The organism is Mycobacterium uberis, from assembly GCF_003408705.1.
GTDB lineage: Bacteria > Actinomycetota > Actinomycetes > Mycobacteriales > Mycobacteriaceae > Mycobacterium > Mycobacterium uberis.
On sequence record NZ_QAYL01000009.1, the window covers coordinates 45,508 to 69,971 of the forward strand.

Here is a 24,464-nt window from a genome sequence, read left to right on the forward strand (position 1 = left end):
TTTGATTCGGTTACTGCATGCGCAGCACGAACCCGACTCCTCGAACGGTGTGCAATAGCCTGGGTCCACCGTTGGCTTCGAGTTTGCGGCGTAGGTACCCTATAAACACATCGACGACATTGGTGTCGGCGGCGAAGTCATAGCCCCACACCAGCTCCAGCAGTTGGGCGCGCGACAGGACTGCGGTCTTGTGTTCGGCCAGCACGGCCAGCAAATCGAACTCTCGCTTGGTAAGGTCGACGTCGACGCCATTGACCCGAGCCCGTCGGCCGGGTATATCCACCTCTAGCGAGCCCACGGTGATGGTTTCCGAGGAAGATGTTGCGGTGGCGCCGCGACGGCGCAGCAGCGCCTTCACTCGTGCTACCAGCTCGGCCAGCACGAACGGTTTGACCAGGTAATCATCGGCGCCGGCCTCCAGGCCTGCTACCCGGTCGTCAACCGAACTGCGTGCGGACAGCACACAGACTGGGACATCGTTGTCCATGGCTCTTAATGCTGTGACGACGCTAACACCATCCAATACCGGCATGTTGATGTCGAGCACGATTGCGTCCGGCCGGATCTCGGTGGCGCTGCGCAGCGCCTCAGCACCATCAACGGCGGTCGATACCTCAAATCCGGATAATCGCAGGCCGCGCTCCAGCGAGGCAAGCACATCGGAGTCGTCGTCGACGACCAACACTCGAGGTGAGCTTACACTCGTGTCCATGCCGCCCATTTTGCCTGATCTTTGCCGACGGCGGTGGGAAGGATCACCCCCCCGGGTCGCGGGGACCCACCGCACAGTTGCTCCCAGTGCGTCTGTTTTTGATACGGCGGACCGTCGGTTAAATGATGATTTTTGGGGGCCGATTGTGTCTCCGTCGAAATAAGTTGGCAAATAACGATATTCACTGCATCTATCACTGTATTAGGAGAACCGATATGGCGAGGGTGAGGGCATGCTGCTGGTATTAGGACGTGTAGACACAGTTCATCTACGATCTGCTGTTTGGTATCGACTTAACCCGTCGCCGTCTAGGTGACTTACTCCTGCTGCCGCACCGTGGTCTGCTGAGCGCACTACTGGCTCCACGACTCCGCTGCCGGTACTTTCGGCAATGTGAAAACGGGGTAATAAGTTGCTGTGCACTGTCGGTGCGCAGGTCCCCGCGCTCACCTCAACCCGATGCGGCGGTAACGCTGCAACCGTGCCGCAAGACGTTGGGCATCGGGTACCTTGCGCAGCGCGTTTAGCTCGGCGGCGATAACGCTGGATAGTCGTTGGGAAAACTCGATCGGTTTGTCTGCGACATTGGGATGTTCGGGCGATCACGTCGACGATTCTGGACGTCAGCAGGTCTGCCGGCAGGATGCCCTGGGCCGCTGCCAGTTCGGTGGCATGAGCGGTGTTACGGAAAACAATCGCGTTAACGTCCTCCGGCCGGAAGTGGAGCCAACCAGCCGTGCAGCGCCGCTAATACTCGGTCGGTAAGCACCATGGCCAGCGCTGGTCTGCTGCTGCCCTGATCCAATGAGATCGACACCGTCGAAGTACTCTAGTGTCACGAGTTCGGCCAGACATTGGGAGATCTGGCCGGCCAGCCCACTCTGCTTAGCTTCGGCCGACAACGCCGGGCCAGTGGTGTCGATCACTAGCACGAGCGACAGGTGTAGCTTGGTCGGCCAGCGCCATGCTGCGCTGGATTTCTCGCAACGATGTGGGCCCAACGAACCTGTTGGCCTCCCGTTGCTGACCGAGAACCACCGCGGGCTGGCCGCCAAATCGAATCAGTGCCAGCAGTGTGGTCGCTGCCTCCCCGTGACCGGTGTAGGACAGCAGCACTCGGGGTGCAGTGCCACAACGCTTGTTCGACACTTGGCCGGTCAGGTCGTAGCGACGCCATCACAGAATCCCAAGCCGGCACACTCGGTATCGGTTTGGGTCGCTGCAGTGCTGGTATTGGCGTCGGAGACGTCGGCGATAATTGTCAGCGCACGATCCAACGTCGTTCGCAGTCCATCCAGCGTGACGAAGTGTCGATTATCCCGGGTCGCTGCAGATTCTCCGCTGTCTGGATGCCGGTCGAGAGGGTTCGCCGTATAGCAACTCGTACGCCCGGGGTTCAAGGAAGCCCATTAACGCACCTGGCTCGGCTACGGTGACGTGGCCCAGCGAACTCCACAACGTGAAGACCCCGCTGGTGGTCGGGTTACGTAAATACACCTAGGTAGGGCAGACCTGACCGTTTGTGGAGTCTGATGGCCGCGGTGTTCTCCACTATCTGCAGGAACGCAACGGTGCCTTCCTGTATACGGGTGCCGCCAGAGTTCGGCGAGGCCAGCAGCAACCGTTCAGCTGTCGCCCGCTGCACGGCGGCGGTGGTCCACTCCGCGGCTGCTATCCTGCTCGAGCCCCCGAAGAAGCTGAATGCGCAGACCACTATTGTTGCCTGTCGCCCGAATACGTACTCTTACTCGGCCAGCACTGATTCGTCTAGATCGCTGGCGGTTTGGGCGCCAGTTAGTTCCCGTGCGTAGGACTCGGGGTTACCGGCTGCGTTAACGGTTCGCGGTCCCAGCTGACGAATGAGCCAGCGTCCAGCACCGCCTCGCGGAGTCGGTCGGTCGTGATACGACTCACCTCGACGAGCCTATATAGGCTGGGCTAATGATCGGTATTAACCAGGCCGAAGGCGTTATGACTATCGAGCTACAGCGTCCCGAGCGCCGTAACGCCCTGAATTCGCAACTTGTCGAGGAGCTGCGGGAGGCTGTGCAGACAGCTAGTAACACTGACGGCGAGGTGCCTACACGCGTGATTGTGCTGACCGGGCAGGGTACAGTGTTCTGCGCTGGCGCGGACCTCAGCGGAGACGCGTTTGCCGCTGGTTACCCTGACCGGCTAATCGAGTTGCACAAGGTTATGGACGCTGCCCTGATGCCGGTCATTGGCGCTATCAACGGCCCCGCCATCGGTGCCGGCTTGCAGTTGGCTATGCAATGTGATTTGCGGGTTGTCGCACCGGAAGCATATTTTCAGTTTCCGACATCGAAATACGGTTTGGCCCTTGATAATTGGAGTATTCGTCGATTGTCTTCGTTGGTAGGGCACGGCCGGGCACGCGCGATGCTGCTGACAGCGGAGAAGTTGACCGCCGACATCGCACTGCAGACCGGGATGGCCAACCGCATTGGAACGCTGGCCGATGCTCAGGCTTGGGCTGCCGAGGTCGCTGGCTTGGCACCGCTGGCGATCCAGCATGCCAAGCGGGTACTCAACGATGACGGCTCCATCGAGGAGGCGTCACCGAAGCACAAGGAGCTCTTCGACAAGGCGTGGGCCAGCCAGGATGTCATCGAAGCGCAGGTCGCCCGGGTGGAGAAACGGCCGCCGAAGTTCCAGGGGGTATGATATTTATGCTGCGCAGAGCGTTGCGATTGGCTGCTGGTATGTCCGTCCTAGCGGGGGCCTGTTGGCTGTTGCGAGCACTGCACGGCGTGCTGGCCGCCATTGGTGCCGACCTAGCCTCGATCCAGGCGGTGGCGGAGGGTTCTCCGAACTACCAAGATGGCGTCTTTATCAACCTCGAATCCGCTTCGGTGTTCGACATGGATCGCGAGCAACTGCGGCTGATCGCGTGGGAGTTTATCGGTGGACGCGGCGCCAGTCGGCCGGCAGCGCCGATCCCGTTGGCTGCACCGACTATTTCCGAGGTTGTCTCCGGTCAGCTCGCGGTCAGCTGGTTCGGTCACTCCACGACATTGTTGGAAATCGACGGCTACCGTGTGCTTACCGATCCGGTGTGGAGTGACCGATGTTCGCCCTCGGACGTGGTTGGACCGCATCGGCTGCACCCGCCGCCGCTACACTTGGAAGCGCTGCCCGCCGTTGACGCGGTGATCATCAGCCACGACCACTACGACCATCTCGATATCGACACTGTTGTCGGGTTAGCCTCTACTCAGCGGGCCCCATTTTTTGTACCGCTCGGTGTCGGTGCCCACCTTCGCGTGTGGGGCATCCCTGAGCACCGCATCGTCGAACTCGACTGGGATCAGAGTGCTCGCGTCGACGAGCTCACGCTGATCTGTATGCCGGCACGGCATTTCTCAGGGCGCTTCCTGAACCAAAACACCACGTTGTGGGCATCGTGGGGGCTGATAGGTCCAGGTCGTCGCGCATATTTTGGTGGCGACACCGGCTACACCAAGAGCTTTGCGCAGATCGGCGCCGACCACGGACCGTTCGACCTGACGTTGATGCCCGTCGGAGCCTATCATCCGGCATGGCCGGACATCCACATGAACCCTGAGGAGGCGGTCCGGGCACATCTGGATGTCACGAACTCGCGGTCAGGATTGCTGATGCCGATCCACTGGGGCACTTTCCGATTGGCTCCTCACCCGTGGGCTGAACCGGTCGAGCGGCTGCTCGTGGCCGCGGAAACTGCGCAGGTCCAGGTCGCAATACCTGTCCCCGGTCAACGTCTTGATCTAGCTGTGCCGTTGAGGTTCCATCCATGGTGGCGGCTCTGATTCGCTAACTCGGCGTTTCTCGGTTCGCTCGGGAAGTTTGCGGTTCCCATATGGTTGAAAGACCATATCTACCAAGGACTTCAGCGTAAAAGACATAAACAAAGGCGACGGCCAAGACAACAAGGTTGACGCGGAAACCGTCTTACATCTAGCTTTGGTGTCAAAATCAGTGGGTGGCCAAAGTCGTGGCGCATGCGGCGACCGGTTATGTCATCATGTCATCAGGTGGTGGGACACATCTGTGGTGTTTCAGTTGCCGTGGTTTGCGTTGGCTTATCCTTACGTCACCAGCAATGCGACTATCGCTGATCTGTACTCACATCGTTCCGGCTTTCCTGATCACACAGGCAGCAAGCTGGAGGATCTTGGCTACGATTGGTGCCAGGCTATAGAGCACATGCGCTGTTTGACGCTGTTAATTTTTCAAATTCCTGTTGCTTACAACAGCTTTAGCTTTACTGTAGCCGCTTAAGCAGTGGTTGCTGTGGTGGGTGAGTCGTGGGAGGACCTGTCCTATGAGGTGCTGTACCGCCGCTAGGAATGTCTTCCACGAGTTCGAGATCCGCTGACTCCATGGCCAGGTCTAATCACGCGGTGAACCGCGTTGAAGTTTCAGACAAGTAGGAGCCACGCTTCCAATACGATCCTGATGCGCAGAAGCCCATATCCAATGTAAGCATGTGGGCGATAGCCGAGACTTATCGATGGTTGCCCTGCTGGATCGTAACCGCAACAGTACCTTTCAAGTCGGCGACCAAGTAGAGCGGAGTGTCCTACCGCGACCATGGCAACTAGGTGATCGATGCGCTTGATGTGCTGCTGAAAAGGTCGAGCGGATCGGCGAGCAGGGGTTGTGGGTTCTATATGTGCGGTGCCAGCTACGTGGTCTGTAGACTATCCACAGGTGCCAAGCCGTGTTACCCCGGTCGCACTGGTGGTGCTGGAGAAGAAGACGTGACCAGAAGCCCGCGATACAATGGAATACACTTCAGTAAAATATTTTCGTTCAAAATAATCTCCTGTGACAATGCCGTATCGGTTGGCGCTGTCGCCAGCAAGATTGGGCTGCATGGGGACACAACGGATGCTCGTCAACTCCCCGCGAAACAAACTGAACTGGCTGACGCGTTGGAAATGCACACTACGTTTGGCAGGGTGCGGCACGATCAGAAACGCACCATCGTGCGCGCCTTGTCATCGCGCTGTCGTACCACCGCGATGACCGGCGACGGCGTCAATGATGTGTTGGCGCTCAAGGGTAACTGGTATCGGCGTAGCGACGGGTGCAGGTAGCCCCACATCCCGCGCGGCGGCTAAGATCATGTTGCTGGACAAAAGGATTGCTACACTACATTATGTTGCCAGCTAGGGGTCCCGGATAATTTGCAATATTGAGCGTATAGCCAACCTCTTTTTACCAAGACGGCGTATTCGGCACTGCTGGCGGGTACCGTATGTTTATTCTCCAAATTGGTCAACGCCGATCCGCTGCTGTAATCATTTCAGCCCATCCACGCTACCATCTCGGTGTGATTCATGATCAGAATCCGATTGTTCATTCTATCGCTGGCACCCCACAACGAGTGCGTTTACTCTGGTTTCTGCGGATGTTGACGTTGGCGCTGCCGGCCGGGCTAGCGGTCGGCAGCGCGGTTCTCGTCTCCTAGACGAGGTGGCTTGCCGTGGTCGTCACGCCCGTTAGCAGCAACAGGACCAGGCGTCGACTGTGGCACTGTTTACGTTGCTGGTGATCGTGCTATCCGTGCGTATAAGTGGCGCGGCTGACACTAGGTCATTAGCTCCAGTCTAGCCCACGTGGTTATCTTCAGTTAGGCCGCTGACTCGGCAAAAGCTCTTCCTGGACCCGTCGAATATGGCTGGGTGATGTCGACCGTGTTGGGAATCGGCGTGATCGGTGCTGTAGTGATCGAGACAATGTGATGGATTCGGACCAGTACGCTTGATGTACCAACACGGTTGTGGTGGTGACCCGGCTAAGGGTAGCTAGGCCGATAATGATCTGGCAAGTAGGATTGTACTAACACCAAGATTCTCTGAGAATTGATGAGGAAAGATATAGATATGGGAATTCTGGACAAAGCAAAGGACTTGCTGGCGCAGAACGCCGATAAAGTCGAGACGGTGATCGACAAGGCCGATGAGTTCGTCGACGAAAAGACGAAAGGCCAGTACACCGACACCATCCATAAGGTGGCCGAAGAGGCTAAGAAGGCCGTTAGCTCAGACACCTCGGGTAGGCAGCAGAACTAAGCACATGGCGAAACTCACCGGATCTATCGATGTACCGCTGTCGCCGGATGAGGCGTGGATGTGCGCTTCCGATCTGTCCCGCTTCAACGAATGGCTGACGATCCACCGAGTATGGCGCAGTAAGTTGCCCGAAGTGGTGGAGAAGGGCACAGTAATCGAGTCATATGTCGAAGTCAAGGGCATGTCCAATCGGATCAGATGGACGGTCGTGCGTTACAAGGTGCCCGAAGTTATGACGCTCAACGGAGACGGTGTTGGCGGTGTCAAGGTCAAACTGATTGCTAAGGTTGCGCCTAAGGACGACGGCTCCGTTGTTAGTTTCGATGTGCACTTGGGTGGCCCCGCGCTGTTCGGACCGATCGGCATGATCGTTGCGGCTGCGCTGCGAACCGATATCCGCGAATCGTTGGAGAACTTTGTCATGGTGTTCTCCGGGCTTCAACCAGACCTGAACCCGAGTCGTGGCGGCCATCGCTGACCGCTGGCTCACTGATTTGGAACAACCGCCGGCTTCCGGTCGGTGACTTTAATGGTTTGGCGCGAGTTGCTAATGGTGCACCCCATCGCCAGAGACAGACACCATGAGGGGTCATCATGCTCCGTCCGTAACAATGCGCAGCTAGGGTGTTCCCTATTGGGTCGATTTGACGTCGTCGGACGTCGAGTGTGCCCGAAACTGCTACGGTACGGTATTCCGCTGGACGTTTGACTCGGCCGGACCCCACTACGGTGGATACATCAATGCCGCAAAAGGCGGCTACAGGGTGGCGGGCCTGATGGCCAACCGGTCCGAGATGCAATCGCCGGACAACTAGGCCACTTAACTTCCGCACCAGCGATATAATCTATGCGATTATGCACGCGGTCGTCCCGGCGAATGACATGGTAGATACGAGACCACTGGAGGTCCCGTTCAAGGCTTCATGGTGACTGGCCAGTCTTTTGGTTTGTGGCAGCCGCTGGAACGCCGCGGTTTCAAGGTAATCGGCGAGTCTAGTGTGTTAATCTGATGTCAAAACTGCCCACATACGATTACCTGGCCGCTTTCGCATTTTACCGCAAAGTCCTCCGCTAGCAGACCGAGCAAACTCCCCCCACTAGCAAACTCTATAATATCACGGCATGGTTCGGTGACCAACAACTTCTCGGCGTGATGGACGGCGCTGCTTTTCTGAGGATGGTGTACCGGAGAATTGGAGTATCTTTATTTGGCGCTGGGGATATTAGGCAAAATGCTGCAAGCGATCACCGAACATGGCGGTGCCGTGTTATGTGCGGCTGAGGACATCCCCTACGGACGTATTGCCGCGGTGACCGATTTGGACAGGTGTGGTTTTCGACTTGTCTTCACTGCAGAGATGGTCACACATACCGCGCACCGCCCGCAGAATCGATCGGGTACCCCACTAGGGTCGTAACCATGACCTATCGACTACGCCTCGGTTGGCTGGTGGCGTTTTTTGCCACGATCGTCTTGGCCAGCGCCTGGATGCCGTGGCTTACGACGAAGGCCAACGGCGACGGCTGGGCCAACGCTATCGGTGGCACGCATGGTAGCCTGGAACTTCCGTCCGGTTTCGGTGCGGGCCAGTTAATCGTGTTGCTGTCGTCGACGCTACTGGTGGCCGGTGCGATGATGGGTCGTGGACTGTCGGTCAAAGTTGCGTCGATTGCTGCGCTGATCATTTCACTGCTCATTGTGGGACTCACGCTGTGGTATTATCGGCTCAACGTTAATCCGCCAATTGCCGCTGAATATGGGCTCTATATCGGTGCGGGTGGTGCTGTATGCGCAATGGTGTGGGCGGTAATCGCAGCAGTGGCCGCCGGGCGGGGCAGTCCAGGCTGTGATGTCTCAGGCTGACGGAAATTTTTATTTACCTTAGCCGGCGCTGTCGCCGGGCTTGTTGACGCCGAATACGATTTTAGTGGCTATCCTGATCGTTATTGGGTGACGGCTCCCATCGCGTCCCAGTACGGATGCTGTTGCACGGGTTTGGTCATAGCCTTGCAGCAGGCGACGATCGAACCTTCCTGCGCCTAGCTTGTCAGGGAAGTACAGGAACAGCCGCTCACGGTAGTCTACGACGAGCGCATTGGTCGCCTTCACAATTTCCAGCTAGGCAGCACGAATATTACACTGTTGCCGCCGTAGCGTAACGCGGATTCCTTGTAAAAGGGCAATTTTACCATTTCAGGAAAAAAATTGAACTTTCTTTTTGGAATTCGATGAGTGGCGAGCAAACCGGATGGCGCTGACTGACGTCAATTCCAGGGATCAATGTGTTGTCCGGTGCGGCATGCGTCCTGATTCGGTGTCGCTAATAGTACAATTGCGCTTACCGCGGATTCTGAGGTTTTCCATAGCAGCAACTCGGTGCCGGACATTCAGATTGAATTCGTGCTGCTGGAAATACGGTTCTACAGTTGTAGTTTGCACACCAGATTGCCAGTGATCCGAGCTGCGTCGAAAATCAGACAATTAAGACACGTCGGCATTCATGTCGGTGATCAAGGTGATCAGGTAGCCGTCGTCTTCACCGTATACTACTGACCGCGGAGCCATCGCGGTATTACTTCCGTATATACCGTGGCGGAATGAGTAACGTTCCTGGTTTTCGGTAAGCATATCGTGTTTGGCCAATCCGTCGAAGAGGAACCAGTCCGGTTTGCCGGTGGCAGCACAGACGAAACGATACTTGCGAACAGCGTAGTCGGTATTGATAATCTCGAATTTGGTGATTGACTCTGGCAGTTGCTCTCTTGTGACCGCACCGGTGGCCGGGTTGAATCACCAGTGGTTGTAGTCAGGACTGCAAAATACCTAGAACCAAGAAGCGGAAGAGTCGATCCCATTTCGTTCTACCAGTGGCGCCGTGTTCAAAGAAGTACGGTTAACCTTCGAAGAAGTCATCAAGCACGATCTTGCTACCTTTTTCATAGGCGTTGGCGAAATGCAGTAAGAACGTCAGATCCTCCTCGAACCACCGGGTGTCACCGGTGCAGCCGCGGTGCGGGAGTACCGCGAAACGAGACAGCATGTCAGGATATATCTGTGACGGGTGCACATTACGTTCAAACAGTCTTTGATCCCAAAACAGCGGTAAATCGTTTAGGACCGCCTAGTTTTCGGTTGACACCATGTCTTGTAGCAGTTAGCGGGATATCGATGTATTGTGCCAGTGAGTTGCTCGCTTTGGCGAAACCATAGCGCATTTACGGGTCCTGCTTACTGGACAACCAATTCGCCGTTCTTTTGTCGACTTTGAGATGTGCTGGCACGCTCAAATTCGCTCGGAAAGCGGCTGTTCCAGATCTCCCTGCTGAGCGGAGTGGTGGAATCCGGATCGATGCGGTATAGATCTCCGCACTGGTGGAAGCTGGTCAGTGCTATACTTCGATGGACGATGACATCCAGTTCTCGATGTGTCCTTCATTCGGGTACAAGAGCACCAGTCTTGTTTCTGTTTAGCCTATTGTATCGGTTCGGCCAAACCGAGCCACAGCGGCTAAGCTTGTAGTGTTCTCGGCTAAGAATCCATCTGTTCAGGTAAAACTTTTACAGTAGAAGGTTTTTCCATAACAGAGGCCGACTAAGTGCAGCATCACGTTTCCATCGAACGGGTGATAGGCCAGTGAACACTGGGTACAGTGGTTTTTCGGTGTTGCGTAGGTAAATACCGTCTAGGTTGCGGAGGCTTTCTCCCGCTATGGCGGTGATACTGTTGACGTCCTATTTGGTCATATGTGATAGCCGCGGGTTAGTTCGGTAGTGGTGGTAGTTGCCTTCGAGCAGAGTGGACAGGAATTTACCGATAATTTAAACATCCACGTCAGGATTCCGCTACAGTGCTGACAGCGAAACTGATCGTGATGGCGGTTGTGCCGCTACAGTTTAATGTGGCGACTCTCTCTGCATTCTGTACCTGATAGCCACCGGCCAAGCCGCTAACCTGCGTGACTGCGTCCAACAGCCTCCACCTAAATCAATACGGCCTCAGCAACCCGGTCAAGGATCGCTGCTGCCGGAACGATGGTCTCCTGGGACTTCGGCGTATGCATTGCCAGATACCCCGCCGCCGTCTTCGTCACTGCGTCGACAGCCGGGGCAAAATGCCGCTTGTCAACGCGGCAGCTTCGTTATGGAGCATGATGAAAGGTCTGCACTCTCGGCCGTTGTCGTCGGCGCTACGGCGACGGTGAATACAAACGACATGTCAACGCCTCCTCAAGACCACCTAGCAAGTACCAGGTAATGGTCAAATAACCGCTTGCTTGCGCTGGTAGCACCGAAGGAATTTGGTGGTGCCAGCGGTAACCGCTGCGCGCAGTTATGTGACGAAAGTAGTTCGATTAAATTCATCCAAACTGTCAACTGATAAACGGTGGTTTTACAGATCACAAAGTGCCCCCGACAGGATTCGAACCTGCGCCACCGGCTTTAGGAGAGCCGTGCTCTATCCCCTGAGCTACGAGGGCCAGGGACGTTCTGGAATACCTGACTAAACCTGGACGGTGGAAGCGGTGTGCGGGTGTCAGTGGTGTTCTTGGCGTCCTAGCGCCGTTTCCCGACGGTAATCTGGCCGTCGATGTACGGCAGATATCTAGTATAGCGGCTATAATAGGCTATAATAATAGCTATGTTGGGCGCGGTAAGCGCTCTGCGCGGCGGCCAGTGCTAAGCGGCCTGCTCGTGCGGCTGTCGTCGGTGTTGGTTTTGACAGGTTGGTGAAGAGACTCGGCGTGGTTATAGTCGCGTCTGCGAGATCGGTGTCGGTGGCGTCGATGCGTTAACGGTGCACCGTGCCACAGGAGAGAGTGAGCTTGACATGCCAGCGGTAGCTGACGTCGGCATTGTGGCGTGAGTAGATATTGGCGACTAGCAGGCCTGTATGTGTGTTTCCCGGTGTCGAAGATCTAGCGTTCGTAGATGCGCCCATCGAGAAGCCGAGCGTATCTGCACATGTCAGCGTGTCTCGCTACGGTGTACCGCATCCGGTTCGTTGAAAGACATGCGGTTCGAATCCTATCCGGGGACCTGGGGAACAAACCACGCATCGTAGAGGGGCGCGCCACGACCGCTTGTAGCGTGGTCGAGCTCAAGGACCTGTCTTGGACTATCAACCGAAACGGAGACTGACCGTTGGTTATCCAAGTTGGTGACAATGTACACTTTCCGCCGATCGGCCGGACGTGTGCACAATTGACTTGCCGGGTGCCAGGAGAATTGTATGAAGGCAAAGGCTGGTGACTGGGCCGGCTACCAAGGGAACCAAAATCGGTCGGCCAGATCAACTGGGACTGATCACCAAGGTTCATGCACCAGACTGCACACTACTGTATGCGGTGCGGTGGCTTGCTACCGAGCATGAGTTGACCTTTGTTCCTGGGGTCGACACGACTGTGGACTAAGCGTACGCCGACGAGCGTGTCCAACATCGATTTGGTGTCGTGTAGCAGCTACCTCCTAGGATAAGAGCCAGTTAGACGCTTTTGGAGCCGATGAAATCGGCGTTAATGGCTGGGTGGCCTGTGTAGGTTCGGCGCTGTGATGGGACGTTCACTAGCTTCGACGTCAAACTGATTGAAGCATCGGTCGCGCGTGCCAACCGCCAGGTGGGTTATGACGACCCCGACGTGTCGGCTACTCTGGCCAGAGGTGTTGCTGATGTGTTCTAGCCCAAAATAGTATCCAATCGAATGGGTTCAAGTTTTTGTTTAAGCACGGCTCGGTGAACCCTGACTGGAGGGGCGTAAGCTGGGTTGATCTTGTTTGTCGGCAGCGGCCCAACGAGCTAAGACTAGGGACCGTAAAGCTCTGTTCGAGGTGTGGACGAGATGAAGCTGGGCTTATCCGCCGTGGTGGTGCTGCGGAAACGCTACTCCTTATTCGACAAGCAAGGCTAGGGCTCCAATGGTGGGTACTGGTGCGGCACCTCGGCTTCCGTGACTCTTGCGGAGATGCTGCTGACATCCCAACCCGCACTGGCGAGGGTGTTGGTTGCCCCTTGAGCCGCCTGAGACCCGTCGGGGGTCGAGTGTCCAATACAAGCCGGCACCGTGAGCGGATCCAATCTGTTTCTTCGACTGTTTGACGCTGCGGCGGATGTGGTTTCGATCGGTGGTTATTGCCGCAGTGCATGCATGGCGGACCTTGGTGCGTTACATCGGTCGGTGGCTGGTTGGTTGCGTCACTGTGGTTGCCGGTTGTCGCGGTGGTGTGGGGTGTCGGGTTGATCGTTCGAGTTGTCACTGGCCAGGTGTTTGGTCTGGTCGATAGTTTGATCGAGCACACGACTGTGCAGCCTTTTGGGCAAGCCAGCCAAGTGATGCAGCGGATGGCGGGTCGGCACCCTTGACATCATGGTCGGGTATCTGGATAACTTTGAATCCAAAGATTGCCGTATGTTGTGCTTTCTCTTGCAGCGCCGTGCGTGACTAGATTGAGCGAATGAGTAGCCCGAAGTAGAAATTCTTGACTGTCAGCAACCTCCGTTCAACGATCTGAAGGCATTTGCCAGCAACGGATTGCGGCCGTAAAATCTACGCCAAGGTGGCGGTATTCCACGACAAGCCGTCTGTGGCGGCTGAGTAACGCTCGGCGATCACGTCAATCGTCTGTCTCAACCCACCGCTGTGAATGGCAAGAAGGTCGGAACGCGAACACAGTTCACTAACCTCGACAACCTTGGGGTCGCTCAACAACGACGAAAGCAAATGTGACCCAAATTTGGACGGTAATATTGCCGGGTAAAGCCAGCGTGTGGGATACTCCTGACTCAGGAACTTGATCCAACATTGGGGCAGCCCACGGTGGGCGGTACCATCGATGATTCTTGGCAGATAATCCGGACTAGGGAGGATCGGTGGTCGGTGTACATTCACCTCGGCGATGGTCCAGTGCCAGCGTGCATGGTAAGCCAGTCATGATCCCTCAGTATCGTAGGCTGTGGATCGGCGTAGTCGGGGACAACGCCGCACCATCTGCCTCACGCATAGGCTTGACCTAATATGCGAAATACGTGTGCTGGCCGGATGGTATTTAGCTGGTTACGGTCAGATAGATCAGTACCACGTTAAGCAGGCTAACGAGTACCGCGACAGCCCAGCCAAGAACAGTTGTGGCGGGATGGTTGGTATCGTTACCCATCAGTGCGCGGTTGCTGGTCAATCTGACCAACGGACACACAGCGAACGGTATACCGAAAGACAACATGACCTGGGACAGCACCAATGAGTGGGTGGGGTTGAAGCCGAGAGCCAGGGTCACGACCGCGGGGCACAACGTGATCAAGCGTCGCATCAGCATGGGAATAGACCGCTTCAGCAATCCTTCTATGATCAAGGCGCCGGCATAAGCGCCTACCGATGAGGATGCCAAGCTGGAGGCGAGCAACCCGATCGCAAACAGTACCGCGATCGTCGCTCCCAAGGTGTCATGTATGGTGGCGTAAGCGCTCTCGATAGAAGCGGCTACCTGATGGTGCTGGAGGCTAATCGCGGCTACAAGCAGCATTGCCGCGTTCACGGTTCCGGCGATCGCCATCGCTAAGGCCACATCTAAGCGGGTGACGCGGAGTAGTCGACGCCGGTCACGGCCCGCGTGGAGGTGCCCATGCCGGTCTAGGGCAAGACCGGAATGTAGGTACACCGCGTGCGGCATCACGGTGGCGCCCATGATCGCGGCGGCCAGCAGCACACTTTCGGTGCCCCGGAAGCGTGGCAGTAGGCCGTTAACCACTTCCTTAAGCGGAGGTGTCGCGACGAAGAAACTGGCCGCGAAACCGACGGCAATAACGAGTAGCAGTCCAGTAATGACGCGCTCGAACAAGAGTTGTCCTCGCCAGTCCTTCACTGTCAGGAGCAGCAATGACACCGCCCCGGTGATCATCCCGCCGAGTAGCAGCGGTAAACCAAACAGGATGCGCAAGGCGATTGCTCCGCCGACCATTTCAGCGACATCGGTTGCCATCGCTACCAGTTCGGCCTGCACCCAAAAGGCCAACCGGAGCGGACGACTCATTTGTTGGCCGATTGCCTGAGGCAGTGACTGTCTGGTCACCAGCCCAAGCTTCGCTGACAGGTATTGCACCAGGCCGGCCAGCACATTGGCCACAACGACCACCCACAGCAGCAGATAGCCGAATTGCGCGCCGGAGCTGACGTTGGCCGCCACATTTCCGGGATCGACATAGGCGATGGCGGCGACGAAAGCCGGTCCGAGCAGATACCAGCTTGCCTTGAGCTCTGCCTGGGTGCCCTCCGCCAATGTTTTGTCCCTCGATCAGTTACCCCGCTAGGTAAGCGAGGTTAACGAACAAGTCTTGCTACGGCGAAGCGGGTTAATGCTAGTTGAGGATTGGCGCTGGGCGCATGCCGAGAGTCTAACGGGACAAGTTGACCACCACGTTGCCGGGGTCATAGCGCCCCGACCGGATGGCCAGGGGCAGATACAAGGCCGTCACGATACCCGGCGGGGCGTCCACCACCGCGGCGTGGTTGTGATCGCCCTAGAGACTGTGGGCCGATGTCCATCGCGTAGTATGGCTTGTCGGTGACTTCGATGCGGTACAAACTGCCAGGCTGAGCGGGTTGCGGCCAATCGGGATACAGTTCCTCGTGTAGCCGGGTGACGTAATTTTAAGGCCACGGCGCGCTCACCGCATGACTATCCCAGTACTTCGAATCGCACTGCTCCGGTATTAGCCCTTCTTCAGGGACGGGGTCGCAGACGTACTTCCCGGTGACCCCCTTGAGCGAAATACCCAGGCCCGCCGCAAGGCAAACTATCTAATTATCGCTCCCCACGTCAAGCTCACTACGCCGTGTTTCAGCAACATCAAGACTGCGTCGAACGGCTTACCAAACCCCCTCACATCGAACATGACAACGACGCTGTCAAGGATAGTGCAATCGATAATTTTCATACAGCGCACCTATTAGATACTTTAACAGGTGCCGGTCAATGCCGGCGGCAGCAGGTCGTTCGCAAAGCCTGGGTAGATACCAGTGACGTACAGGCTCGAATGACCTTAACGCACGGCGTCTTCCAAGGTTTTTATGATATTTCTGAGGATTATTGCCACGGATACTGCAGTAAGACAGGACCGCTGCCAGCAATGTTAATTCCGATGGTTAGTACGCGCCGCCTAGTCTTCTAAGACTTCGGACGGCCAGTTATCGGCTATCGCGTTGTAGACGGCGCATCGTGGTTCGGTGGTGAGCATTGCATCCAGATCGGTACCGGCTCTCACGTCTGTCACATCGGCAAACCCGGCAAGCTTTGCTGTGTCCTTAACCTGCCTTGATATCCGATGGCACTCAGATATCGGTGCGCTCGAACTCCGGGTTGGTTATAAACGTCCTGAGCACATGGATGCCAACGTTGCCAATGTCCAATTGGACGACGGGTATGACTGGTTCCCTAGCGGTCGGAGTTAACAGGGTCGGGATTGGTTAGGTCAAGATTTGGGAAGATGAGGCCTTCGTCGACTTTCAGAGTTTTGCCGGTTAGATGCCTGCCGGTAAATGACATCAAATACACCGACACGATCGCAATGTCGACGGGATCTTCGCTGTGGCGCATCCATGCTACCTGCTCCATGGGTGTTCGCAACGTCTCGTTGAAGGTGAGTGCATCCAACGAGGAGGTGAGGATGGACCTAGGTGAGATAGCGTTGACTCGGATGCATGGACATGGGTCCAGCGGTTGCTGGTCGAGTGTAGTGCGAAAACGTGGCTTTGGCAGTGCCGTAGGTGGCGAAACCATGTCCGGCCGGCTCATGGTGGAGCTGATGTTGATCACGTTGTCTCCGCCGGAGTGTTTGAGCATCACCCGCACTGCGGCGACGGTCGACGCGTGGGGGTGCCGACATTGAACGTGAGTGCGTCTTTGGGGTCCTTAGTCGAGGTGGTCAGCAGTATGTTCGGCATGGTCCCGCTGACGTGGTTGACAACAATAGTTTAGTTTTCCGAATGCTTCGACCGCGTGGACCAGCCAGCTGTGCGGTGCTGTCGGGATATCCCCAGGCCGCCGGCGACGGGGTGAGCGCGGCGGCTGGCGGAGAGGATCTGTTCAATGAAGGTGTCTAGTTCGGATTGCGTTCGCGATGCGACAATGATGTCGGCACCGGCCTTGGCGAAAGCCAGCACGATGATCACACTGAGGCCGCGGCCGCCACTCGTCGTGACGGCGATTTTGTCGTCGAGACGGAACCGGTCAAGGAGCATTATGGCCCTTTTCGTTATGTTGTCGGTCGGCAGGGCAGTAAGCCTTGCCGTCTTGGCCGGCGACTTTTCTAGAACAGGTTCTAGTTTGTCGTTATGGGTGTGACTATGTAACGCCTCAGTCTTGATGACCGCTCACCCTGGCAAAAGTTGACCGAAATTATGTTCGAAACGAGTGTTCTGTAAGCGCGGTGGTCGTTCCGCTGTCCATCAGCAGAACGGCTAGTCAAAATTTGCCGCAGGTAAACATTGTTAATGTAGCCTCATGGCTCCGGGGAAGACGGCTAGTTGGCGTGCCGCCGCTACTGGAGGCGGCCACATTTACGCTACCGTTAGGAACTAGATTGAAGCTCAACCAGTTTGACGCCGTGATTGGGCTCCTGGCTACTGGTGCACTGATGTTGTCGGGCTGTGGCAGCGACAACAACGCAGCTGCAGGAGGTGCAAGGACAGGCCCATCGTCAGGTCAGGTGAGTTGTGGAGGGAAGCCGACACTGAAAGCCAGCGGCTCGACAGCCCAAGCCAACGCGATGACCCGCTTTGTAAACGCGTTCGAACGGACATGCCCAGGTCAGACGTTGAACTACACAGCTAATGGCTCGGGTGCAGGGATTAGTGAATTTAGTGGCAATCAAACAGATTTCGGTGGATCAGATTCACCGCTAAGCAAGAAGGAGTACGCCGCAGCAGAGCAACGCTGCGGCTCGCAGGCGTGGAACTTACCGGTGGTCTTCGGTCCCATCGCGGTCACCTACAACGTTAACGGCCTGAGTTCACTGAACCTGGACGGTCCGACAACCGCGAAGATTTTCAATGGCTCTATCACTAGTTGGAACGATCCCGAGATCCAAGTGCTGAATGCGGGCGTCGCCCTTCCAGCTGGGCCGATTCATGTTGTGTTCCGTAACGACGAGTCCGGAACTACGGATAATTTCCAGAGGTACCTTGATGTCGCATCAAACGGCGAGTGGGGCAAGGGTGTCGGCAAGACGTTCAAAGGCGGTGTCGGTGAGGGCGCTAAGGGCAATGACGGTACGTCGGCAGCTATCAAGGCCACCGAAGGGTCGATCACTTACAACGAATGGTCGTTCGCTCAGGCGCGGAAGTTGAACATGGCCAAAATCGTCACGTCGGCCGATCCAGAACCTGTCGCGATCAGCACCGATTCGGTCGGCAAGACGATTTCCGGAGCCACGATCATTGGGGAGGGTAATGATTTGGTGCTCGATACAGTCTCGTTTTACAAGCCAGCGCAGCCCGGCTCCTACCCAATCGTGCTGGCAACTTACGAGATTGTCTGCTCGAAATACCCCGACGCCCAGGTCGGTAAGGCCGTTAAGGCGTTCCTGCAAAGCACCATCAGTAGTGGACAGAATAGCTTGGGGGACAACGGATATGTTCCTATTCCAGATTCTTTCAAGTCTAAATTATCGACTGCGGCTAATGCCATCGCTTGATATGAAGTCGTCATGGCCCCAAACTCGCTAGCGCCTGCGACCGTGATCAAGCCCACGCAAGCAGCAGTCGGTATACGTGTAGCCTGGGCCGATCGACTGTTCAAATTAGCGGCTGCCGCAGCTGGTTCAGCAATTGTGGCCGCGGTCCTGCTTATCGCGATATTCCTGTTGCTGCGTGCTGTGCCGTCGTTGCGCGCGAACCATGTGAATTTCTTCACCAGCGCAAAATTCGATACTTCCGGCGGTAAGAGCCTCGCTTTTGGTATCCGCGACCTGTTCATGGTGACGGCGCTGAGTTCGGTATGTGCTCTGGTGTTGGCCGTGCCGGTGGCGATCGGAATCGCATTATTCCTAACCCAATATGTGCCGACAAGGCTCTCACGTCCATTCAGTGCGATTGTTGATCTGCTGGCTGCGGTGCCATCGATCATCTTCGGGTTATGGGGAATCTTCGTGTTGGCACCAAAACTTGAGCCGATCGCGACTTTTCTCAACTGTAACCTGGGATGGCTGTTTCTGTTTAAACAAGGCAATGTGTCATTGGCTGGCGGTGGCACCATCTTCACCGCCGGCATCGTCCTCGCAGTGATGATCTTACCGATCATCACTGCGGTGTCGCGAGAAGTGTTTCGCCATACTCCGCGTGTTCAGATCGAGGCGGCTCAGGCGCTGGGCGCGACCAGATGGGAGGTGGTGCAGATGACTGTGCTACCGTTCGGCCGTAGTGGCGTTATAGCGGCGGCAATGCTCGGCTTAGGCCGCGCTTTAGGGGAAACCGTGGCGGTGTTGATCATCCTACGTTCGCCCGCCCGCTCGGGCAATTGGTCGCTGTTCGACGGTGGTTATACGTTTGCTTCCAAGATCGCCTCCGCGGCGCCAGAATTCAGCCAACCGCTGCCGACCGGAGCCTACATCTCCGCAGGATTCGCACTGTTCATCCTGACGTTCATTGTCAACGCAGCCGCTCGCGCAATCTCCGGCGGAAAGGTGAATGGGTAAGCTGCGATGAGCCCTCGATGAATCGTGACGTTCTTGACCAGCCGGTCAAAGCGGTAGTGTTGCGCCCCATTAGCACGCGACGGCGGATCAAAAATAATGTTGCGACAATACTTTTCCTTACCTCGTTTCTCATCGCGCTAATGCCGCTATTCTGGTTGCTGTCGGTTGTGGTTGCGCGAGGCTTCTACGTTGTCACTCGGTTCGATTGGTGGACCCACTCGTTGCGCGGTGTGCTGCCAGAAGAGTTTGCTGGTGGGGTTTACCACGCGCTGTATGGATCGCTGGCGCAGGCCGGAGTGGCCGCCATCATGGCTGTGCCGCTGGGGTTGATGACCGCGGTATACTTGGTGGAATACGGTTCCGGACGGTTTTCACGGATGATTACGTTCATGGTTGACGTACTTGCCGGGGTACCCTCGATTGTGGCGGCGTTATTTGTTTTTAGCCTGTGGATCGACACCTTAGGATTCCAACAGTCTGCTTTCGCTGTGTCGTTGGCGTTGGTTTTGCTGATGTTGCCGGTGGTGGTGCGGTCTACCGAGGAAATACTCAGGTTGGTACCTGACGAGCTGCGAGAAGCCGGTTACGCGTTAGGTATTCCCAAATGGAAGACAATTGTGCATATTGTCTTTCCCATTGCAACGCCAGGCATCATATCCGGTATCTTATTGTCTATTGCGCGCGTCATAGGTGAAACTGCGCCAGTGCTCGTCCTGGTTGGGTACAGCCGCTCCATCAACCTCGACATCTTCGACGGCAATATGGCTTCGTTGCCGCTGCTGATCTACACCGAACTCACCAATCCCGAATATGCGGGTTTTCGGCGGGTTTGGGGCGCGGCACTGACTCTGATCATTGTGGTGGCAGCGATCAATCTTTTCGGCGCGACGTTCCGCTTCCTGGCTACCCGACGGCGTAGCATGGCCCGGTGACGCCGGGAGCGTTAGAGCCTGGTCGCTTCGCTGGGCAATCGTGCGAATGCGATCCGGAAAATCCATCAGATAAACGACATCCTTGTTAGTGAGCAGGATGTTGAACCGTATTTCCGATAACAGGTCCGGCAAGTCAGAACTTTTAAGCCGCTTTCGAGCCGGCCTTCTTGGCAACAGTCTTCTTCTCGGTTGTCGTTTTCGCTGGGGATTTCCGTTCACTGGAACACGCCTTCATGCTTGCCTCCAGTTTGGTTGAGTGGGTCGGAAACATCCTCCGTCTCGTCAAGCTCTGCTAGCTGCTCCTCTACGGTAAATGCTTTTCCTCCCTAGAGCTTTGCGTCGATTAGCTCCTGCATTTGTTTCTGGTAGGTGTCGCAGTAGCTGTCCGGGTTGAACTCGTCGGCTATCAGATTCCACCGCTTGTCCTGCTATCTCGAGCTCTGTGGGTTTGATGTCAACCTTCCTATCTAGTACCGGGAAGTCAGAGTCGCGGATTTCTTCTGGCCACAGCAAGGTGTGCACCACCATCACCTCAAGCTTGCCGAAGCTCTTGACTCGCAATGCCGCTAGTCAGATCTTGTTACGCAGCGTGAAATGCATGATCGACATCCAGCCGGTTTCGGTAAGTGTCTTCGCGAGCAACACATATGATTTCGACGATTTTGAACTCTGCCCCAAGAAATACCTGCGATAGGATATCATTAAGGTCAGCGTCGTTGGCCGGGACGCACCTCAGTACCGAGATCTCGCGGCTGCACTGCCTCGGGTAGCGTGGCGGTGTCGTCGTCGGTGATCACCATTATTTAACCGTCGCCGGATTTGTGGGCCCGGGCAAGATCACCATATTCGACAACTGCGCCACACATCTCGCACACTCGCTTGTATCGGATCTGTACGTTGTCTTTAACGTGCACCTAGCGGAACTTGATGTCGTAGTCCTGGGGTGCGTGATGTACGTCTTGACTGGGACGTTCACCAGCCGAACTCGTCCAGATAGAGCGCATACAGTTAGTATGCTCACATTCTCGGTCGCATAACGACACGCCAGGACGCAACCTGCGAAAATAGTGCACTTTACCGGTGGGCAATACGCTCCTCTCCATTTTTGTTAATGCTGGGTAAAACCCACTGAAGGATAGGGTGTTATAGTTGCTCAGTCGGATAGGTCGGTACCGGTGTGGGCTATAGTTAGCGCCGACGACCGAGCCTCTACGTCCGGTGCGGCCGACAGTGAGTCAAGCCCGATTCACTGAAGACCGGTTTCGCCAGCCGGCGTCTAATGAGCTCTGTCCCTATAACGTACGGCATCCAGGACCTGGACCTTCCTGATGGCAATCCGGGCTTCGCCGGCTCTAGCGTGCCCAGCTTTTCCATGGTCACCGCAACGGTCGCCGACCCAGCTGTCAACCAAGTTCGGGAGGTCCACTCCGGTGTGGAGTTGGGATCGATCTACCGTAGATACTAGTCGCTGCGCTCGACGCAATGTTCGATGCATTCGCGGGACAGATCCTGGTTCACGATCGGTGACAGAAGCACATTGGGGTCGAAACTGACCGTGGCCGACAGCTGGTAGGCATCCGGGCAGGGCCCGCGACTGCCAAGCAGCCCAGCTCGCGTACGGCGGCGATAGATCCGGTGTACACAAAACAGCGGCGGCGTGGCAGGAGGCGTACAGGAGAGCTCCCATTCCAGGCCGAACGTGTCTGTTGCCGACCGGTCATCGGAAACTGTGACCACGGCAATCAGCGTCCTGGTAGCGTCGGCACTGTCCGGAACAAGTTGTGCGCCAGACACCTTGACGTAGTCAATGATGCGTTGGCCAAGTTCGTAATCTCCGATTGTGGGTCGGAAAATCGATGTCGCGGCCAAGCCTGAGCAGTCCGATGGCAACATTGAATGAACTGCCACTTACATGCTTGGTGGCGTCCTGGCGTTCTACGGTGTCAATCAGCGCCCCATCGACTACTAGGCCACGTGTCGTGGACTCAACTTTGTCATGTCACCGCATAGTAACATCTCGTCAATCAATTTGAAGGCAGACCTAGGGTGTGGTGAACCAACGGCATAGGCGATAGTGTCACCCGACGATGCCAGTGCGCGACAACATACGTTCATTCCATGGGTTCGATGGCGCACCAGGTGATATTGACCAAAGTGGGCAAAGTACTGTATTGCTGTATGAGGCTTGTAAAATCACCGAGCAAGACGTTCTCGATATATTATACACGGATCACTAAGCCGATGGTACACTATCTCGCCTGGCTTCCGGCGGCCTGTAAGCACTGACCCAATGTGGTCGATCAGGTTTCGTTCTTCGGAAAGCAGTTGGCGTCGTCAACGCCGGACTGGCTGTCGCACGTTAGCGTGACTCACCGGTCGAAAATCACGACCTATCTGCTTATTGGTAGTCCAGCCGCGCTGGCCTGGATCGCACAGCAGGTGCTGCTGGAGGTTCACGTGCCGCAGTGGCAGTTTGTCGGAGATCTCGGCAGATTATAGCCTGGCCCGGCAACACGATTGGTGTTCGACACGGATTCCGGTGCTGGCGTGATAAGGGCTGAGCTGGTCGAAGTGAACCACGTGGCCCGGGATCTGATCGCCAGTATTAAGAACACCTTCCCAGTTGATCCCGGCTACGTCGATTATGACGCGAAAGTTCCGGGCAGGAAAGGTGTTTTTGGATTGGAACTAAAACAGCGGTTCGAAGACCACCATTGTGCTGTACTTGCCGCGTGGCCGAGAACATCCGGCAGTAATGATGCTACGCAGTTGGGAGAAATTCGACGGTCTTGCCTTGTGTTAGCTGCGTTACGACGAGATACTTGGCCGGGTTGCTCGTGATGGTGACTTGCTGGCGCGGCTGGACACTACCCCGGAAGTCTGAACACTTAGCCCAGATCGGCTGACCAAGTAGCCAAGTAGCGCAGTATGCGCGACGTATCGAAAATTCCCGAGTTGGCTCCTTCAATGGAACCAGCGAAAACTACTATTGATCCAGGTCATACGTTCTTTGTCCAGGAGAATAACGCCCGTCGGGTGCATTACGATTTCCGGCTAGAACGAAACGGGGTCTTGGTACTGAGGCGGTGCCGAAAAACTTCCAGATACCACATCGGTGAGCCATCTGGCGGTACACATTGAGGAGAATCCACTGGACTACGCCACATTCGAGAGTGAGATTATCAAAAGGGAATGTAACACTGGCAAGTGTTTTCCTCTGGAAACCGAGAACCTATGACACTGAGAAGGTCCGTGACAACGAGGTCATCTTCACCTTGCTCGGCAGCCGGATCTCCGTGCGTTATGCATGGATTCAAACCAATGGTTACCAGTTGCTGGCGGGACCAAAAAGATTTCGCGTTCGACGAGGTCGTACCTAGGCGCGCGACGCATGGTTCGGTAATGGCGTTAAAAGCAAGTCAATGGGCCTTCAAAAACTGGGTCACCGCGTGCGAGGCGATGACTGCGTTCGACACGCCTACGATGGTACTCTGCTGCGGTCCGGTCATTGATCCGGATGGGATACGTGCTTTCCGTGGCTATCTCGTTCATATCGACGAACAAGCCGAAGCTGCCTATAGCAATAGGTCTATCGTGGGCTGAGGCCGTGTAGACCACCGCCCTGGTCCAGTGTGCAACCTGACTGGACGGCGAACGGGTGGTCGTTAATGTCTATCAGCGTTACCGCTAACTCGACCCGGAGGCCCCGCAGCTACAAATGTTGGCACTGCTAGTGATGGAGGCTCAATGGTTGGTCAAACGATGCTCTTGACCGCGAAAGCCCAACTAAAAATAAGAATAAACGAGGATGGTCCGCGCAAAACTGATCGTGTTGTCTTGGCCTTGTCGGTCGGCAGCTTTGACTTCAGGCAAGCCCGCAGCCGTGACTAGTTAAATGGGATTGAGTCATACCACCGCCTATCCATCAGCTTGCAGGTGTGTGGCAACGTCTGTGGGTTTGCCCGGGTAGGTCAAGCGGTCGATGTCCATGTCAAGTCCGTGCCATCGCCAGCCTGCGGTCATGTCCCGGACTTGCTGCTGTGCCTCCGGTGGGTCC

The 24,464-nt window shown here is 56.2% G+C and carries 18 protein-coding genes, 1 tRNA gene and 6 pseudogenes; 15 read left to right on the forward strand and 10 right to left on the reverse strand.

Translation table 11 applies throughout. The features are described from left to right. Positions 1–10: 10 nt before the first annotated feature. Positions 11–721 (reverse strand): two-component system response regulator PrrA, encoded by a 711-nt coding sequence (gene prrA / locus MUBE_RS07390; RefSeq protein ID WP_116540046.1) that lies wholly within the window; start codon positions 719–721, stop codon positions 11–13. A gap of 437 nt (positions 722–1,158) precedes the next feature. After that, positions 1,159–2,626: pseudogene (locus MUBE_RS07395) on the reverse strand (carboxyl transferase domain-containing protein). A 27-nt stretch (positions 2,627–2,653) separates the two neighbouring features. Here MUBE_RS07395 and MUBE_RS07400 point away from each other — a divergent pair. The 8 genes from MUBE_RS07400 to MUBE_RS07440 all read left to right on the forward strand — a co-directional run bounded on the left by MUBE_RS07400 (position 2,654) and on the right by MUBE_RS07440 (position 8,656). Next, positions 2,654–3,397 carry an enoyl-CoA hydratase gene (locus MUBE_RS07400; protein ID WP_116540047.1) on the forward strand — a complete coding sequence of 248 codons (744 nt, stop codon included), beginning with the start codon at positions 2,654–2,656 and terminating at the stop codon, positions 3,395–3,397. A 5-nt stretch (positions 3,398–3,402) separates the two neighbouring features. Then, positions 3,403–4,521, forward strand: coding sequence for an MBL fold metallo-hydrolase (locus tag MUBE_RS07405; protein WP_116540088.1), 1,119 nt, complete (start codon positions 3,403–3,405; stop codon positions 4,519–4,521). A 241-nt stretch (positions 4,522–4,762) separates the two neighbouring features. Continuing rightward, a complete protein-coding gene (locus MUBE_RS07410) occupies positions 4,763–4,993 on the forward strand; it encodes a hypothetical protein (RefSeq protein ID WP_116540048.1) in 231 nt (76 codons plus the stop codon). Positions 4,994–5,475: 482 nt separating this feature from the next. Beyond that, the gene (locus tag MUBE_RS07415) at positions 5,476–5,814 is read left to right on the forward strand and encodes a hypothetical protein (RefSeq protein WP_133297077.1); all 339 of its coding nucleotides are present in this window, start codon (positions 5,476–5,478) and stop codon (positions 5,812–5,814) included. Between the two features lie 789 nt (positions 5,815–6,603). Then, a complete protein-coding gene (locus tag MUBE_RS07425) occupies positions 6,604–6,792 on the forward strand; it encodes an antitoxin (protein WP_165849767.1) in 189 nt (62 codons plus the stop codon). A gap of 4 nt (positions 6,793–6,796) precedes the next feature. Next, the gene (locus MUBE_RS07430) at positions 6,797–7,270 is read left to right on the forward strand and encodes a type II toxin-antitoxin system Rv0910 family toxin (protein ID WP_116540051.1); all 474 of its coding nucleotides are present in this window, start codon (positions 6,797–6,799) and stop codon (positions 7,268–7,270) included. 715 nt (positions 7,271–7,985) lie between these two features. After that, positions 7,986–8,210 (forward strand): ACT domain-containing protein, encoded by a 225-nt coding sequence (locus MUBE_RS17695; RefSeq protein ID WP_243632923.1) that lies wholly within the window; start codon positions 7,986–7,988, stop codon positions 8,208–8,210. Between the two features lie 2 nt (positions 8,211–8,212). Next, positions 8,213–8,656, forward strand: a complete 444-nt coding sequence (locus tag MUBE_RS07440) for a hypothetical protein (RefSeq protein ID WP_116540052.1) — start codon at positions 8,213–8,215, stop codon at positions 8,654–8,656. A gap of 18 nt (positions 8,657–8,674) precedes the next feature. Here the strand turns inward: MUBE_RS07440 and MUBE_RS07445 are convergent, their stop codons facing one another. The 3 genes and pseudogenes from MUBE_RS07445 to MUBE_RS07455 form a co-directional block, all read right to left on the reverse strand. Next, positions 8,675–8,902 (reverse strand): hypothetical protein, encoded by a 228-nt coding sequence (locus MUBE_RS07445; protein WP_116540053.1) that lies wholly within the window; start codon positions 8,900–8,902, stop codon positions 8,675–8,677. Between the two features lie 215 nt (positions 8,903–9,117). Then, positions 9,118–10,612: pseudogene (locus MUBE_RS07450) on the reverse strand (carotenoid oxygenase family protein); the annotation flags it as partial. Between the two features lie 586 nt (positions 10,613–11,198). Then, a tRNA-Arg gene (locus MUBE_RS07455) sits at positions 11,199–11,271 on the reverse strand. Between the two features lie 768 nt (positions 11,272–12,039). Here MUBE_RS07455 and MUBE_RS07460 point away from each other — a divergent pair. Both MUBE_RS07460 and MUBE_RS15730 read left to right on the forward strand, forming a co-directional pair. Beyond that, positions 12,040–12,204 (forward strand): DUF1918 domain-containing protein, encoded by a 165-nt coding sequence (locus tag MUBE_RS07460; protein ID WP_243632924.1) that lies wholly within the window; start codon positions 12,040–12,042, stop codon positions 12,202–12,204. A 770-nt stretch (positions 12,205–12,974) separates the two neighbouring features. Beyond that, positions 12,975–13,151, forward strand: a complete 177-nt coding sequence (locus MUBE_RS15730) for a hypothetical protein (RefSeq protein WP_165849759.1) — start codon at positions 12,975–12,977, stop codon at positions 13,149–13,151. Between the two features lie 683 nt (positions 13,152–13,834). On the opposite strand, the gene MUBE_RS07475 is transcribed toward MUBE_RS15730, so the two are convergent. The 3 genes and pseudogenes from MUBE_RS07475 to MUBE_RS07485 all read right to left on the reverse strand — a co-directional run bounded on the left by MUBE_RS07475 (position 13,835) and on the right by MUBE_RS07485 (position 17,022). Beyond that, positions 13,835–15,061, reverse strand: a complete 1,227-nt coding sequence (locus MUBE_RS07475) for an Nramp family divalent metal transporter (protein WP_116540056.1) — start codon at positions 15,059–15,061, stop codon at positions 13,835–13,837. A gap of 115 nt (positions 15,062–15,176) precedes the next feature. After that, positions 15,177–16,236, reverse strand: a pseudogene (locus MUBE_RS07480) (diacylglycerol kinase). Then, positions 16,217–17,022 (reverse strand): annotated as a pseudogene (locus MUBE_RS07485) (SDR family oxidoreductase). Before MUBE_RS07485 ends, MUBE_RS07480 begins: the two co-directional pseudogenes overlap by 20 nt. 341 nt (positions 17,023–17,363) lie before the next feature. Here MUBE_RS07485 and pstS point away from each other — a divergent pair. Genes pstS through pstA form a run of 3 tightly spaced genes read left to right on the forward strand, consistent with a single transcriptional unit; the run spans position 17,364 to position 20,407 of the window. After that, entirely contained in the window at positions 17,364–18,476 is a 1,113-nt protein-coding gene (gene pstS / locus MUBE_RS07490; protein ID WP_116540090.1) for a phosphate ABC transporter substrate-binding protein PstS, read from the forward strand. 42 nt (positions 18,477–18,518) lie between these two features. Beyond that, the gene (gene pstC, locus MUBE_RS07495) at positions 18,519–19,475 is read left to right on the forward strand and encodes a phosphate ABC transporter permease subunit PstC (RefSeq protein WP_243632925.1); all 957 of its coding nucleotides are present in this window, start codon (positions 18,519–18,521) and stop codon (positions 19,473–19,475) included. A gap of 17 nt (positions 19,476–19,492) precedes the next feature. Continuing rightward, entirely contained in the window at positions 19,493–20,407 is a 915-nt protein-coding gene (gene pstA, locus MUBE_RS07500) for a phosphate ABC transporter permease PstA (protein WP_116540058.1), read from the forward strand. Between the two features lie 142 nt (positions 20,408–20,549). On the opposite strand, the pseudogene ku reads toward pstA, so the two are convergent. Beyond that, positions 20,550–21,422 (reverse strand): annotated as a pseudogene (gene ku / locus MUBE_RS07505) (non-homologous end joining protein Ku). 264 nt (positions 21,423–21,686) lie between these two features. Between ku and MUBE_RS17700 the strand changes: the two are divergent. Further along, positions 21,687–21,872 (forward strand): hypothetical protein, encoded by a 186-nt coding sequence (locus MUBE_RS17700; RefSeq protein ID WP_243632926.1) that lies wholly within the window; start codon positions 21,687–21,689, stop codon positions 21,870–21,872. Here the strand turns inward: MUBE_RS17700 and MUBE_RS17705 are convergent. After that, positions 21,869–22,315: a carbohydrate kinase family protein gene (locus MUBE_RS17705; protein WP_243632927.1), complete on the reverse strand. Its 447-nt coding sequence runs from the start codon at positions 22,313–22,315 to the stop codon at positions 21,869–21,871. The two genes, MUBE_RS17700 and MUBE_RS17705, sit on opposite strands and share 4 nt — an antisense overlap. Before the next feature lie 384 nt (positions 22,316–22,699). Here MUBE_RS17705 and ligD point away from each other — a divergent pair. Next, positions 22,700–24,179, forward strand: a pseudogene (ligD, locus tag MUBE_RS20145) (non-homologous end-joining DNA ligase LigD). The last annotated feature ends 285 nt before the right edge of the window (positions 24,180–24,464 follow it).

Bases quoted from the DNA above. Each gene is read 5' to 3' on its own strand.
- prrA (WP_116540046.1), bottom strand. From the start codon at position 721: ATGGGCGGCATGGACACGAGTGTAAGCTCACCTCGAGTGTTGGTCGTC.
- MUBE_RS07400 (WP_116540047.1), top strand. From the start codon at position 2,654: ATGATCGGTATTAACCAGGCCGAAGGCGTTATGACTATCGAGCTACAG.
- MUBE_RS07405 (WP_116540088.1), top strand. From the start codon at position 3,403: ATGCTGCGCAGAGCGTTGCGATTGGCTGCTGGTATGTCCGTCCTAGCG.
- MUBE_RS07425 (WP_165849767.1), top strand. From the start codon at position 6,604: ATGGGAATTCTGGACAAAGCAAAGGACTTGCTGGCGCAGAACGCCGAT.
- MUBE_RS07430 (WP_116540051.1), top strand. From the start codon at position 6,797: ATGGCGAAACTCACCGGATCTATCGATGTACCGCTGTCGCCGGATGAG.
- MUBE_RS07440 (WP_116540052.1), top strand. From the start codon at position 8,213: ATGACCTATCGACTACGCCTCGGTTGGCTGGTGGCGTTTTTTGCCACG.
- pstA (WP_116540058.1), top strand. From the start codon at position 19,493: ATGAATCGTGACGTTCTTGACCAGCCGGTCAAAGCGGTAGTGTTGCGC.
- MUBE_RS17700 (WP_243632926.1), top strand. From the start codon at position 21,687: ATGAGCTCTGTCCCTATAACGTACGGCATCCAGGACCTGGACCTTCCT.